Consider the following 13,882-nt stretch of genomic DNA (forward strand, 5'->3'; position numbering starts at 1 on the left):
AATTATCTTTGCACACTGAAAAAAGCATTTAATCGATACGTTTCGATTGGAACTATTTCATAAACCTAAATAGCTATTTAATAAATACATAAGTAATGTCGAAAGTAATAGGAAAAGTTGCCCAGATCATTGGACCAGTAGTTGATGTAGTTTTCAACGGTAAGGATGTTGAACTTCCAAAAATTTATGATTCATTAGAAATCACAAAAAAAGACGGTACTTTGTTAGTGCTTGAAGTACAATCTCACATTGGTGAAAATACAGTACGTACCATTTCGATGGACTCAACAGATGGTTTGAGTAGAGGTTATGAAGTAGTTGGAACAGGAAATCCTATCCAAATGCCAATTGGTGCCGATGTTTACGGACGTTTGTTCAATGTAATTGGAGATGCCATTGATGGTTTACCGGAATTGCCAAAAACAGGTGAAAACGGAATGTCAATTCACAGAGCAGCTCCAAAATTCGAAGATTTATCTACTTCTTCTGAAGTTTTATTCACAGGTATTAAAGTAATCGATTTAATTGAGCCTTACTCAAAAGGGGGTAAAATTGGATTGTTTGGTGGTGCTGGAGTTGGTAAAACAGTATTGATTCAGGAGTTAATTAACAATATTGCAAAAGGTCACGGTGGACTTTCAGTATTCGCAGGAGTAGGAGAAAGAACGCGTGAAGGGAATGACTTACTTCGTGAGATGTTAGAGTCAGGAATTATAAAATACGGGGATGAATTCATGCACTCTATGGAAAATGGAGGATGGGATTTATCTAAAGTAGATTTACCAGGAATGAGAGAGTCTAAAGCTACTTTCGTTTTCGGTCAAATGAATGAGCCTCCAGGAGCTCGTGCTCGTGTGGCACTTTCTGGATTATCTATCGCTGAATATTTCCGTGATGGAGCAGGAACTGATCAAGGGAAAGATGTATTGTTCTTCGTGGATAACATCTTCCGTTTTACACAAGCAGGTTCTGAGGTTTCGGCTCTTTTAGGTCGTATGCCATCTGCGGTAGGATACCAACCGACATTAGCAACTGAAATGGGAGCTATGCAAGAACGTATCACATCTACAAACAAAGGTTCTATTACATCTGTACAAGCGGTTTACGTTCCTGCGGATGATTTAACGGATCCGGCTCCGGCTACAACTTTTGCTCACCTTGATGCTACTACTGTATTGTCTCGTAAAATTGCTGAGTTAGGTATTTATCCTGCGGTGGATCCATTGGATTCAACTTCAAGAATCCTTACTCCTCAAATCTTAGGTGATGAGCATTATGACTGTGCACAAAGAGTGAAAGAGATTTTACAAAAATACAAACAATTACAAGATATCATCGCAATCCTTGGTATGGAAGAATTATCAGAAGATGATAAATTAGCCGTTTCAAGAGCGCGTCGTGTACAACGTTTCTTATCTCAACCTTTCCACGTTGCTGAGCAATTTACAGGATTAAAAGGAGTTTTAGTTGATATCAAAGATACTATCAAAGGATTTAATATGATTATTGACGGTGAATTAGATCACTTGCCTGAATCAGCTTTTAACCTTAAAGGTACAATTGAAGAAGCTATCGAAGCTGGAGAAAAAATGTTAGCGGAAGCTTAAAATAAGTTTAAAAGTTTAAAGTTTAAGGTTCACTCGTAACTTTAAACTTTTAAACTTTAAACTTTAAACTAAAAAGAATTATGTTATTAGAAATAGTTTCACCAGAAGCAAAATTGTTTTCAGCAGAAGTAACTTCGGTAACACTGCCAGGAGTTGATGGAAGCTTTCAAATTTTGAATAACCACGCGCCAATTGTTTCTATTTTAGAAAAAGGTGTAGTGAAAATTACAGCATCAAACTTTGCTTTTGCAAAAGAAGTGGCGAGTAAATTCACGAAGTTGGATGCTCAAAATTATACACTTGCTATCAATTCAGGAACAATTGAAATGAAAGACAATAAAGTTATTGTTTTAGTTGACTAAAGTAATTTCGATTATATAAATGAAAGCCTCGCAATTTGCGGGGTTTTTTTATGTCCAGTCCCAAAGGATGATATTCCACTCGATTCCATCTTCCTCATATATACAGATGACTTTAAAGCCAATGGATTCATGAGCCTGCATGGAACGAGGATTTGTAGTTGCAATTTCGGTTACGAGATACTCATATTTGTCTTGTAATTCTTCTTTATAAAACTGATAGAGATTACGGAATATTCCCTGTTTTCTATAGTTTTTATCTACGCATATTTGCCCCATAACAACATAGGTTTTGTCTTTTGGTACTAATTCATCGATTCTTTCAAACATGGGAATTAGAACTTCAATTTCGTTTTTAAAGCTTGAAAGCATTACTAATGCAAAACCTACTAAAATATCATTGTCTTTGGCGATAATATGTGCGCAAGCGGAATTCATTTGTTTTAATAATGCAACGGAGTGTTGCACGGTTACAAATCCTTCTTGAAGTTTTTCTTCAGAGCTTATATTTTGAGAGTTATTTTGTAATTGCAGGGTTCTGATTTGTTCCAGTTCGTCTATAGTGGACGCTCTTTTATAATGTATAGTTTTCATATGATTATATTAATCACGGATTAATGAATGGTATAGCACTAACTGTCTTATAAAATTAGGAAATCTTTGATTGATTGAAATGCATTTAGATTTTATTTTTTATTTAATTTGAAATTCATTTTGGCATAATACTTTTCATTATATTTTGATGCAATTACAAGTGCTCCAGAAATCAGGATGAGATTTTTGATAATGTATTGTCCAGCCAAAGTAGGACAGTAAGGAAAAGCATCAAAACAGATGGTTTTTAGAATAAAAATAGGGAAAAATGTAGCTGCCATATGCATTAACAACAATACAATGGTATAAGGAATGAGCCGTTTTATAAGTAAACCAAGACCTATAAGTACTTCACAAATACCAAGAATTGGAATGAATATTTTAGGTTCAAACCAATAAACGGTCTGTTCTACTAATTCGCCGGCGGGACTCATACCGAAAATTTTTAATCCACCAAACCAGATGTAAACAACACCGAGAGAAATACGCATGATATTGATGCTGTGTTTCTCCATCTTGTGACTAAATCTAAAATATAAGTCTTCAAATAGTATTTTCATAGTATAGTAGTTTTAGTTTTTATAAAAAAGCCTAACAGGTTTCCAACGTCTGTTAGGCTTGAGCTGATAAATAATTTTTAAAACAAACCATTAAAACAAATTATCAACTTAATTATTTTATGTTATTCGGCACCATCAATAAGAGCTCTTGCTACAGCAAAACCACCTACTCTTTCGCCTAGTTCAAGTCCTTTTTCACAATCGCTTCTGTAGTGAATGCATCCAAACATTCTAGAATCCGAAGCTTCTTTTGCCATAGCTACAAAACTTTGTGCTTTTGCAGGAATTAGATGTGATAAAACTATGTAGGCCGCGCCGCTGAATGTGGAGTGTCCTGACACATACGACGGGAAATTAGGGGTTCCTGTTAATGTTTTAATAGACGGATCTACTTGTGATGGTCTTGGGTTAAAGTACGTGTATTTAGCATCCCAACAGCTGATAGCCGCATCCATCATAGCAATATTTAATAGAGCAAGATTTCTTGCCCATCGTACTTCACTATAATTGAGTGCTACAAATGATTCTGAGGCAATTGCATTCCAGTGTCCGGGTGGCGTATAAGTTCCTACACCATCAGCCCAAAAAGTAACGATTTGCATGTTTTTTCTGGTGGCATTTTGTCCATATCTTTTTACTTCAGCTAATTCTTTTGCAAATTGTTCTGATTTTGTAGAAGGCGGAGGAACCGGACGGCTGGCAACAACCATTTCTGGAGTCATTAAGAATGATTTTACTTTTCCAAATAATGGTAACATTGGAGGTCTTGCTGGTACATCTAATGATATCCATGGAGTTTCTCCGGTAGCAGAAGTTTGAGTTTCCAGTTGAGTCCAAAACGCTTGATTACCAATAGCTGCTCCGGTTCCATCAGAAGCTGCTCTGGCGATAAATTTGCCTGCAATTTTTCTGCCTAAAATAATTCCGGCATCAACATCACTTCGGACATTGGCACCACTAATAATGCGATATAATTTTTGTTCTTCTGCCTTTTCTTGTATGTAGGCGATTTCTGTTGGGAACAATAATTTTAATAATTCAACTGTAACTCCTGCTAAAACAGCGTCTTCAGATGGATAAGAAGGTAAGGTACTTTTGGGAATTAAAACCGGTAAAGTAGCATCAACCATAAAAGGTGCAGCTCTATTGTACAGTTTTTTATAATGCCAAGTTGCAATCATCGCATCGTATTGCGCCGCACTTACATAAGCATAAGCTCTGGCTGCGTATGGAGGATTTGAAAAAGGAAATTCAGGATTCGCAAATGGACTTGCTGCAGATGGTGCAGGATATGTTCCGTCTTCGTTTTGATATGGCGGACGATTGTGTCTTGCCACTAATGTTCGCATGATTTCATTCCAACGTAAAACACCTCCGGCACTCCAGTATTTTATTATTTTTTTCTGCTCTGGTGTTACACTTGCCTGATAACTTTTTATTTCGTTAATTTCTCTTGTAAATGCAGCTGCGGTAGTTGCTATTGGCGCATCCAAAGAGAATTCATCCGGGGCAGTCAATAGAAATGTTTTCCAAGTTCCGGCTAAATCATCTGTATTAGCCGGATTTAATTGAGGAAATTGTTCGTTGCGTTCTGTTAACTCGTCACTACAAGAATAGTTCAACGTAAGAAACAAAACCAAAAGACTGTTATAGGCTATTTTTTGTATTTTATTTTTCATTTTCTTGTACTGTTTTTTTTAAGTTAAGGATATAAAATAAACCACCATAAAAGGTGTTTGATTGTCCAACATTTCTGCCTTGTGTAACAAAATTGCATCCTCCAATAATAGATAATGCGGGTATTTTTCTGAGCGTGTATTTAGTATTTACTCCTACTTTTAATGCATTCATAGTATTGCTTGGAAAGGGCATGTTGTTTTTTGTAATGTCAAATCCTCCAGATTGCGTAACCCAGTTATCAAGTACTGCTTCGGCGATTAATCTATTGGAACGATATCCTATTCTGTAGTTTACAGAAATAGCGTCTGGCATATCCACTTCATTGGTGTAATGTATTTCGTCTGTATAATAGGAATCTCTGTCAATGGTTATATTGGCTCTTTTTACATACGCTCCAGATAGCGTGGTGAAAAAACGACCTCTCTGATAATCACCCATCAATCGTAAAGACGCTGTCTTGCTTTTTAGACCAAGACTTAAGGGTAAATAATCAGCTGAATAATCAGAAACTGGAGCCGAAAGACCTCCCAAAACATATAAAGAGTAGGTGGCTTTTCCAATTGTTTTTTCAAAAGGCATATATTTTATGGTTAACGATACGTCCTGCAATCCTTTTTGACCTTCCATTGTTCCAGCAGAAGCTTTTGTTTCTGCGTAAGGAAGACTGAAAATGATATTCAATTTATCAGAAACACCATAGTTTCCATTTAAGGTAACTGATTTTGTACTAACAGTACCCAGATTAAGATTTTCTCTTTTAAAGGTTACTTCCCAATATTCGTCCCAGCTGCTATGTTGGTATACAGCTCCAAAACAAAAATTGTTTTTGCTCATCATAATTCCATCAATCTCTGTTTGAGCATTTATAAATAAAGGTGCCAACAGCAGGCAACTCAGATAAATTTTTTTCATCAAAAAAATGGTTTTTGGTTAATGGTTTGGTGTTTTACTGTTTAAAAATATATTGTTTCTATTTTGCTACTGCTATTAATTTTAAAATCTGGTTGATATACCAATGTTAATGGTATAATCAGCAAATGCAGCGTCACCCTGAACATGAGTTCCTGTTTTTATAGAATTTTCTTTGTCGGTTACACTTTGCGTACGGTTACGAACCACTGCAAACGGTACCGATGCAAACAGGATAACTTTTTTATATTCATAGTTCACAGAAGGTTCTACGGACCAGATATAACCTGGACGACGGAAATCGCCACTGCCACCCACAAGATCGTTCACAGGAATTCCTTCTAATCGTGCACCTGCGGCTATAGACAATCCTTTTACCTGATTTACTGAATAATTAAAACCAGCTCTAAACATGTATTGATCTGGTACACTCATTATCGCTTCATTTGCTAATCGTGATGCTAATGTTTCTCGATACGTACGAGTTCCATTTTGTTCACGTGGATTTATTAAGTAATAGAAATTACCGTAAACTCCAAAATTTTCTATGAAGTTGTAGAATGCATTTACTTCAAATGTAAATCCCGTTCCGCCGTCTCCTAACTGAATGGATTGATCTACCGGACGCAATTCTTTTGATCCGTTTGGACCTACATTGTAAAAATAATCTTTGTAGTTGTAATCACCGGTTGGTAATTTTATCCCTAATCCTAGTTGCATGTTTCCTTTTGTACTTTTTGCTGGGTCTAACATCCATCTATAAGCTGCAAATCTAATGTCGCCAATACCAAACGAGCTGGTAGAATTACGCTCTCTTTTTACGTAAGTGCCATTTACTAATCCATGTTCGTATAACGAAGAGCGAACATTATTTGAAATAGGAAGGTCCACCATAACAGACCAACGGTTATTTAATATTCTGGTTAGTGAAAGATTGAAAACGGAAGTGTAATTGATAACTTCTGTTTTTTGCACTAATCTGTCTTTGTTTTCCTCTGTTCCAGAAAAGTGTCTGAATGATCTAAAATAACGACCGCTGCTGGCGAATTGCCATCCTGAAACAGTAGTGCTGTCAGCATGAATCGACATGCAACTTGTCGCATTACCTTTGATAGCGACACATCCTTGTGCTGATATATTTTGGGTGGTAAAAGCAATTGTAAGAAATAGGATAAAAATATAAACGGATTGTATAACGGATAAATTTTTCAAGTTTTGGTTTTTTAGAATGGTTAATTGTATAAATAGGTTAACAACAACTTCTTCCTAAAAGAAGGTCGGTGTCAAAAATAATAATGGTTGTTTGATTGTTAGTGTCGCTTAAAAACAAGATTTACTGTTGGCTTTCGCCAAATACTTTCTTTGGATTTACAAGGCGAAATGGATAGATTAAAGGTTTTCTTTGAAATAAAGAACTTTTTTACAAGTCCATTTTTGAATTTGTAAATCCATTTAAGTCATGATTCTGAAAGCTAGTTGTACAAAATATACCAGAATAGAAATACAAATAAGCCTTTGATTTCATTCGAAAAAAATGAATTCAGAAAATACAAAAGACTATTTTGCATTTTAAACGGGCATAATTTCTATTAAAAGAATGGAATAAAGTACAGGTTTAGCTAAAAAGCAATCATGATTATCTTGACTTTACAAATGCCAGATAAAAGCGAGTGATTCCACTAAAATGAAAGAAGATTTAAACGAAATCGGGTGGTGAATACGATACTGAAATGTATCCTGAATCTAACGCCTGGTTTGGCATAATGACAGCTTCACTTGAAAGTACAGTTGTTTTTGGAGAAAAATCTACGCAAACAGCACTATTTGCTACATAATCTTTTAGGAAAGATTTTAGTAGTTTTTTGACAGGAGACTCTTTTGATGAGGATCCGTTGAATAATTGATTGTCAACAATGTCTTTTAAATCCTGGCTTATTGCATCTTGATGTGAATTACGCAGGTAATATAAGCTAAGTATGTTGTTTTGAATTCTTTTCTTGAAAATGTGATAACTCTTGTTGTTGATAACCACATCTTCATTCACATACTCAAAGTCAGTGTCTTCGATAAATGAGTATAACGTGGCGTTTAATTGGATAACTTGAAACTCTGAATCGTGTTTTTTTTCCATAGAAGATACCCACGCTTGCTCTTCTTGATAAGCAAACATAAGATAGTATCCCATCGCGTTGTAGAACAACGTTACTATTAGAAAAAGTGATGCAATTCGTTTCATATTCGTCGAAAGTAGAAAACTATTTCATAGGTTAATATCTTCAATATTAATTTTAAGATTTTTTTAACATAATTTTATGAAGTTTCTAAATCGAAACCGTTTTCGGAAAAAATTATAAGTATTTTTTTTATTGCTTTAATTCAAATGTTAATTTGTAATAGAATTGTTTTTTTGGTGAGCAAGTTGAATATCGTTTTGAAGAAATGAGTTTTATTTATTTTTAAAATTTGATAGAAAAACTAACAAATAGTTCCCAAAATCCATAAACCAAAAAAGATGCTTATTTTTGTGGACTATGAAACATTTTCCAGAGAATTTATCAGCAAAACTTGAAATTCGAAAGCAGCATAATGCGTTGCGAAAATTACCTTTGTCAAGTAAAAAGATTGATTTTTCTTCCAATGATTACTTGGGTTTGTCACAATCAGAAATTATTTTTGAGGAAACGCATCAGTATTTAATTACCAATGAAATTACTCAAAACGGTGCGACCGGTTCCCGATTATTATCTGGAAACCACAAAATATATCAAGAAACTGAAGATTTTATTGCAAAGTTTCACAAATCGGAATCGGCTTTAATTTTCAATTCCGGGTATGATGCTAATCTTGGATTCTTTGGCTCGGTTCCACAAAAAGGAGATTTAATTTTATATGATGAATTGTGTCATGCTTCTATTCGTGACGGAATTCAACTGTCCAATGCGAAAGCCTACAAGTTCAATCATAATGATTTTGAAGACCTAGAAAAATTAATTTTACGGAATCTAAACACCAATATCTATATCGTCACTGAATCTGTTTTTTCGATGGATGGTGATTGTCCAAATCTGGAAGAATTAATTTTGGTTTCAACTAAGCACCAGTGTTATCTTGTTGTTGATGAAGCGCATGCTTTGGGAATTTTTGGTTCAACAGGCGAAGGATTTGTTCAAATGCTGGGCTTGCAAGATCACGTTTTTGCCCGAATTATGACTTTCGGAAAAGGTTTGGGATGTCATGGAGCCTCGATTTTAGGTTCGGTTGAGTTAAGGGATTATTTAGTAAATTTTGCCCGAAGTTTTATTTATACCACAGGGCTTTCGCCACATTCTGTTGCAACGATTTTGATTGCTTATCAGCATTTAAAACAGGATTCGGATTCCATTTTAAAATTAAGAGAAAATATTATTTCTTTTAATCAGCAGAAGAATTTGTTGGGTTTAAAGCCACTTTTTGTTCGAAGCAAATCGGCGATACAATCTGCCATTATTCCAGGAAATGAAAAAGTAAAAACTATCGCGAATCAACTGCAGGAAAAAGGATTTGATGTGAAAGCGATACTTTCTCCAACTGTTCCAGAAGGCCAGGAACGCTTGCGTTTTTGTTTACACAGTTATAATTCGCATGAGGAAATCTCGGAAGTCTTGCGATTGTTGAGTACTTTTGTTTTTATGGGACGCGGATAATACGGATTTAACTGATTAATACGGATTTTATATTTAAAACACATACAATGGGTGATTTATTGCACAAGAATTTGAGCGATACTATTTTGAAAATCTATTTTGAAGTTTACAACGAACTTGGATATGGGTTTCTTGAAAAGGTGTATCAAAATGCCATGTATTTAGAGTTAAAATCCCGAGGGTACAAAGTAGAAGCTCAAAAACAAATTAAAGTATATTATAAAAGTCAATTGGTAGGGGACTATTTTGCGGACTTATTGATTGAAGACTCTATTATTCTTGAACTTAAAGCCTGTGGGTATTTGTTAGATGAGCATAAAGCCCAACTTTTAAATTATCTAAAGGCAACTGATGTAGAAATTGGATTGTTACTAAACTTTGGAACAACTCCAGAATTTAAAAGGTCTATTTATACCAACGATAGAAAAAAGCTAATATAAATTTTTAAAAAATCCGTGACAATCAGTTAAATCTGTGTCATCCGTGTGCCAAACTTATGAAACTATTTATAACAGGAATTGGAACCGATGTAGGTAAGACCATTGCATCAGCCATTATTACAGAAGCTTTAGAAGCTGATTATTGGAAACCTGTTCAAGCAGGCGATTTACAAAACTCCGACAGCCATAAAATTAAATCATTTTTGTCCAATGAAAAAACGGTGATTCATCCCAATAGCTATGCTTTGAACACACCGGCGAGCCCACATCTTGCTGCTGAATTGGACGGGATTGTGATTGATTTAAAGAAAATTATTGAACCCAAAACAGAAAATCATTTGGTTGTTGAAGGAGCGGGAGGTGTTTTCGTACCATTAAATGATACTGATTGCGTGATTGATTTAATCCAAAATGAATATAAAGTGATTGTGGTTTCCCGACATTATTTAGGAAGTATCAATCACACTTTACTTACGATTGAAGCCTTGCAAAACAGAAAAATCGCTGTTGCGGGGATAGTTTTCTCCGGAGATGAAAATAAAGCGACAGAGAAAATAATCTTGAGTAAAACGGGTATCAAATGTGTTGGAAGAATAGAGCAAGAACCCTATTTTGACCAAAATATAATTAAAGAATATGCAGACCGATTTAGAGAAAATCTATTGAGTCTATAAAAATTGAGAATCAAGAAGAAAGAATCAAGACTTGTTTTTTGTGTTTTTCTCACTTCTTGTAGCTTGCTTCTTTTATCTTTGCAAAATGAACTTAACAGATAGAGACCGCCAATATCTTTGGCATCCGTATACCCAACACAAAACTGCAGCGTTACCAATTGCCATTAAAAAAGGGAAATGCGCTTTGCTTTGGGACGAAAACAATAAGGAATATATTGATGCAATCGCTTCTTGGTGGGTAAATCCTTATGGGCATTCCAATACGTTTATAGCTGATGCGATTTACAAACAACTCACGACATTAGAACACGTGTTGTTTGGTGGATTTACACATGAGCCTGCTATATTAGTAGCTGACAAGTTGATGGAAATTTTACCAAAAAACCAACAAAAAATATTCTTTTCTGATAATGGGTCTACGGCTGTTGAAGTCGCTATTAAAGTTGCCTTACAGTATTTTTTCAATAAAGGTGAAAAGAGAACGACAATAATTGCTTTCGAAAATGCATTTCACGGGGACACATTTGGCGCTATGGCAGCAAGTGGAATCTCGTTTTTTATAGAAGCTTTTCAAGGAATGTTTATTAATGTGGTTCGGATTCCAGTTCCGGTGAAAGGACAGGAGCAGGAAAGTTACGATGCTTTACAATCAGTTATAGAAAATAGCAATTGTGCGGGTTTTATTTTTGAGCCATTGGTTCAAGGAGCTGCAGGAATGGTGATGTACGAACCGGAATCGTTAGATAAATTGATGCGAATTTGTCAGGATAATAATGTCTTAACCATTGCGGATGAAGTAATGACAGGCTTTGGGAAAACCGGTAAAACTTTTGCAACGGATTATTTGGTGGAAAAACCAGATATGATGTGCTTGTCCAAAGCATTAACCGGAGGAACTATTCCTATGGCGATTACGACTTTTACTCAGGATTTATTCGATGCTTTTTATGATGATGACATTAATAAAGCATTGTTTCATGGTCACACATTTACAGCAAATCCTACAGGTTGTGCGGCGGCTTTGGCCAGTTTAGAATTGTTGCAAACCAGTGAAATGCAAGCAAATATTATTCGAGTAAATAAAAGTCATTTAGATTTTCAAGAGCGCATAAAAAACCATAAAAAAGTAACTGCAACTCGTGTGTTGGGAGTCATTTTTGCGTTAGAAATAAAAACAGAAAGTTCTGCCAGTTACTATGGAACTTTGCGCAACAAACTCTATGATTTTTTTATCGAAAACGGAGTAATTCTGCGTCCTGTTGGAAATATTGTTTACATTTTACCTCCTTACGTTATTACGGATGAGCAATTGCAAAAAGTATATCATGTGGTTGAAAAGGCGCTGGAAATAGTTTGATTTTTAGCCACAAATTAAAAGGATTCTCCAAGATTAAAAAATCCGTCTTTATCAGCTAAATCCGTGTTATCCGTGTGCTGTTTTTTTGCCATTAACCTGGCAGATAGATAGCTACAATTGATTTCTAGTTTTTTTAGCCGCAGATTGAACGGATTAAACGGATTTCCACAGATTGAAAAAATAAAAATCTTTTTTTGTCAGTAGCATAGGTGCTATTGTGTGCCAATTTTTCGAAAAACTTTGCGACCTTTGCCGCAAAATAATAGTACTATCTTGTCAACAATAATCTCCATAACCGCCATAGCTTCCATTTCACCTTTGGGTGCTGACTCAAAAATAATTTGGGAAAATTATCTCAATGACAATCATTGTTTTACGGAACATGATTTAGACGATAAGAAAACTTTCGTTGCTAAGTTGGACAATCATTCAAAAGAAGTTGTGGATGCTTTACAAGAGTCAGATAACAAATATAAGTCTTTAGATAAGTCAGTTTTGTATGCTATGGCAGCTTCGCGTAAAGCAATGCAAAATGCGGGTTGGACACAAAACGATATTTTTGGGATTAACATTGGTTCGTCTCGTGGTGCAACAGATTTATTTGAAAAACATTATCAGGACTATTTAAAAACTGGGAAAGCACAAACTCTAGCTTCACCAACGACGACTTTGGGAAATATTTCTTCTTGGGTTGCCCATGATTTACAAAGTTCCGGCCCTGAAATCTCACATTCTATAACTTGTTCTACTGCTTTGCACGCAGTATTAAATGGTGTGGCGTGGCTTCGAGCAGGAATGGCTGATAAATTTCTTGTTGGTGGTAGTGAAGCGCCTTTAACTGATTTTACGATTGCACAAATGCGCGCTTTGAAAATTTATTCGAATAACACAGAACAATATCCGAATCGGGCACTTGATTTAGAAAAAAAGCAAAACACCATGATTCTTGGCGAAGGTGCAGGCGTGTGTTGTCTCGAAATTGGGAAAAAAGAAAACGCATTAGCTTACATTGAAGGAATTGGTTATGCTACAGAGATATTGGAACATAGTATTTCTATTTCGGCGGAAGCGACTTGTTTCCAAAAATCAATGAAAATGGCGTTGCAAAACACCAATTTATCCGAAGTTGATGTAATTGTCATGCATGCTCCGGGAACCATAAAAGGTGATTTGACAGAATATAAAGCGATAGAAAAAATCTTTGGCGAAAGCCTTCCTTTATTGACTACCAATAAATGGAAAATTGGTCACACTTTTGGCGCATCTGGAATATTGAGTATGGAACTCGCTATACTGATGATGCAACACAATAGATTTATCGGAGTTCCTTTTGCGGAAGTACAAAAACAAACAAAACCTATAAAGAAAGTACTGATTAATGCAGTAGGTTTTGGTGGAAATGCAGTGAGCTTGCTTTTGAGTTTGTAATTTTTTGTGATTATTTTATTCCTCTTGTAAATTCTCCAACTCTTTAATTTTTTCATAAACCAAATTGCTTTCGAATCCTTTGCGCAGTAGATAATCACAGCATTTTTTCCGTTTTTTTATCAAATTAATTTCTCGCACGGATTCCCAGTTTTTTTCTGCCAGCGAATGAAAAGTCGATAAATATTCCTCTGTTGAGATTTCTTTTAGTGCCAGATTTATATTGTATGGTGTGATTTTTCGAAATTTTAATTCGTTTACAATTCTGATTTTTCCCCAAAACTTGATGCGGTGTTTTCCTCTTGCGAAACTGCAGGCAAAACGGCTTTCATTCAGAAAATTATCTTTGATAAGATGTACTAAAATAGTGTCAATTTCATCAGAATCCATTTTCATGCTCCTTAATTTTTGAACTACTTCTTCGTGACAGCGTTCCTGATAGGCGCAATAATGCTCTATTTTATTAATGGCTTCTTTTATAGAGTAAACTGGGTTCATTTTTTTGATTTTAAAATGATTCTCTGTGCTTCAATTTGTAAAATAGATACGCAATTTTATTTCAAAAATAAGGCTTTAAATCCATTGTGATCCAAG

The 13,882-nt window shown here is 35.2% G+C and carries 14 protein-coding genes; 7 read left to right on the forward strand and 7 right to left on the reverse strand.

Going from position 1 to position 13,882, the window contains the following annotated elements:
* Positions 1-95: 95 nt before the first annotated feature.
* Together atpD and G7A72_RS09895 are read left to right on the forward strand one after the other, a co-directional pair.
* Positions 96-1,607: a F0F1 ATP synthase subunit beta gene (gene atpD, locus G7A72_RS09890; protein WP_113636027.1), complete on the forward strand. Its 1,512-nt coding sequence runs from the start codon at positions 96-98 to the stop codon at positions 1,605-1,607.
* Positions 1,608-1,687: 80 nt separating this feature from the next.
* Positions 1,688-1,969 carry a F0F1 ATP synthase subunit epsilon gene (locus tag G7A72_RS09895; protein WP_091172385.1) on the forward strand — a complete coding sequence of 94 codons (282 nt, stop codon included), beginning with the start codon at positions 1,688-1,690 and terminating at the stop codon, positions 1,967-1,969.
* Between the two features lie 48 nt (positions 1,970-2,017).
* On the opposite strand, the gene G7A72_RS09900 is transcribed toward G7A72_RS09895, so the two are convergent.
* From G7A72_RS09900 to G7A72_RS09925, 6 genes are all read right to left on the reverse strand, one after another.
* Complete coding sequence (locus G7A72_RS09900; RefSeq protein ID WP_165152341.1) at positions 2,018-2,560, reverse strand: GNAT family N-acetyltransferase; 543 nt, start codon at positions 2,558-2,560, stop codon at positions 2,018-2,020.
* Between the two features lie 92 nt (positions 2,561-2,652).
* The gene (locus G7A72_RS09905; protein WP_165152342.1) at positions 2,653-3,120 is read right to left on the reverse strand and encodes a hypothetical protein; all 468 of its coding nucleotides are present in this window, start codon (positions 3,118-3,120) and stop codon (positions 2,653-2,655) included.
* A 122-nt stretch (positions 3,121-3,242) separates the two neighbouring features.
* The gene (locus G7A72_RS09910) at positions 3,243-4,799 is read right to left on the reverse strand and encodes a phosphatase PAP2 family protein (protein WP_165152343.1); all 1,557 of its coding nucleotides are present in this window, start codon (positions 4,797-4,799) and stop codon (positions 3,243-3,245) included.
* Complete coding sequence (locus G7A72_RS09915; protein ID WP_165152344.1) at positions 4,789-5,712, reverse strand: hypothetical protein; 924 nt, start codon at positions 5,710-5,712, stop codon at positions 4,789-4,791. The genes G7A72_RS09910 and G7A72_RS09915 overlap by 11 nt, the downstream gene beginning before the upstream one ends.
* An 81-nt stretch (positions 5,713-5,793) precedes the next feature.
* On the reverse strand, positions 5,794-6,921 hold the full coding sequence (locus G7A72_RS09920) for a hypothetical protein (RefSeq protein ID WP_165152345.1): 1,128 nt from the start codon (positions 6,919-6,921) through the stop codon (positions 5,794-5,796).
* 484 nt (positions 6,922-7,405) lie between these two features.
* Positions 7,406-7,894 (reverse strand): hypothetical protein, encoded by a 489-nt coding sequence (locus tag G7A72_RS09925; protein ID WP_165152346.1) that lies wholly within the window; start codon positions 7,892-7,894, stop codon positions 7,406-7,408.
* Between the two features lie 346 nt (positions 7,895-8,240).
* Here G7A72_RS09925 and G7A72_RS09930 point away from each other — a divergent pair, with 346 nt between their 5' ends.
* The 5 genes from G7A72_RS09930 (at position 8,241) to G7A72_RS09950 (ending at position 13,291) form a co-directional block, all read left to right on the forward strand.
* Complete coding sequence (locus G7A72_RS09930; RefSeq protein WP_165152347.1) at positions 8,241-9,392, forward strand: 8-amino-7-oxononanoate synthase; 1,152 nt, start codon at positions 8,241-8,243, stop codon at positions 9,390-9,392.
* A gap of 47 nt (positions 9,393-9,439) precedes the next feature.
* Complete coding sequence (locus G7A72_RS09935) at positions 9,440-9,832, forward strand: GxxExxY protein (RefSeq protein ID WP_165152348.1); 393 nt, start codon at positions 9,440-9,442, stop codon at positions 9,830-9,832.
* Between the two features lie 56 nt (positions 9,833-9,888).
* Entirely contained in the window at positions 9,889-10,506 is a 618-nt protein-coding gene (gene bioD / locus G7A72_RS09940) for a dethiobiotin synthase (protein WP_165152349.1), read from the forward strand.
* A gap of 85 nt (positions 10,507-10,591) precedes the next feature.
* Positions 10,592-11,863 (forward strand): adenosylmethionine--8-amino-7-oxononanoate transaminase, encoded by a 1,272-nt coding sequence (gene bioA / locus G7A72_RS09945; protein ID WP_165152350.1) that lies wholly within the window; start codon positions 10,592-10,594, stop codon positions 11,861-11,863.
* Positions 11,864-12,136: 273 nt separating this feature from the next.
* Complete coding sequence (locus G7A72_RS09950; protein WP_165152351.1) at positions 12,137-13,291, forward strand: beta-ketoacyl synthase N-terminal-like domain-containing protein; 1,155 nt, start codon at positions 12,137-12,139, stop codon at positions 13,289-13,291.
* 15 nt (positions 13,292-13,306) lie between these two features.
* Here the strand turns inward: G7A72_RS09950 and G7A72_RS09955 are convergent, their stop codons facing one another.
* On the reverse strand, positions 13,307-13,786 hold the full coding sequence (locus G7A72_RS09955; protein ID WP_165152352.1) for a regulatory protein RecX: 480 nt from the start codon (positions 13,784-13,786) through the stop codon (positions 13,307-13,309).
* Between the last annotated feature and the right edge of the window lie 96 nt (positions 13,787-13,882).

Origin of the sequence: Flavobacterium sp. Sr18, assembly GCF_011064265.1 — a bacterium.
Taxonomy (GTDB): domain Bacteria; phylum Bacteroidota; class Bacteroidia; order Flavobacteriales; family Flavobacteriaceae; genus Flavobacterium; species Flavobacterium petrolei.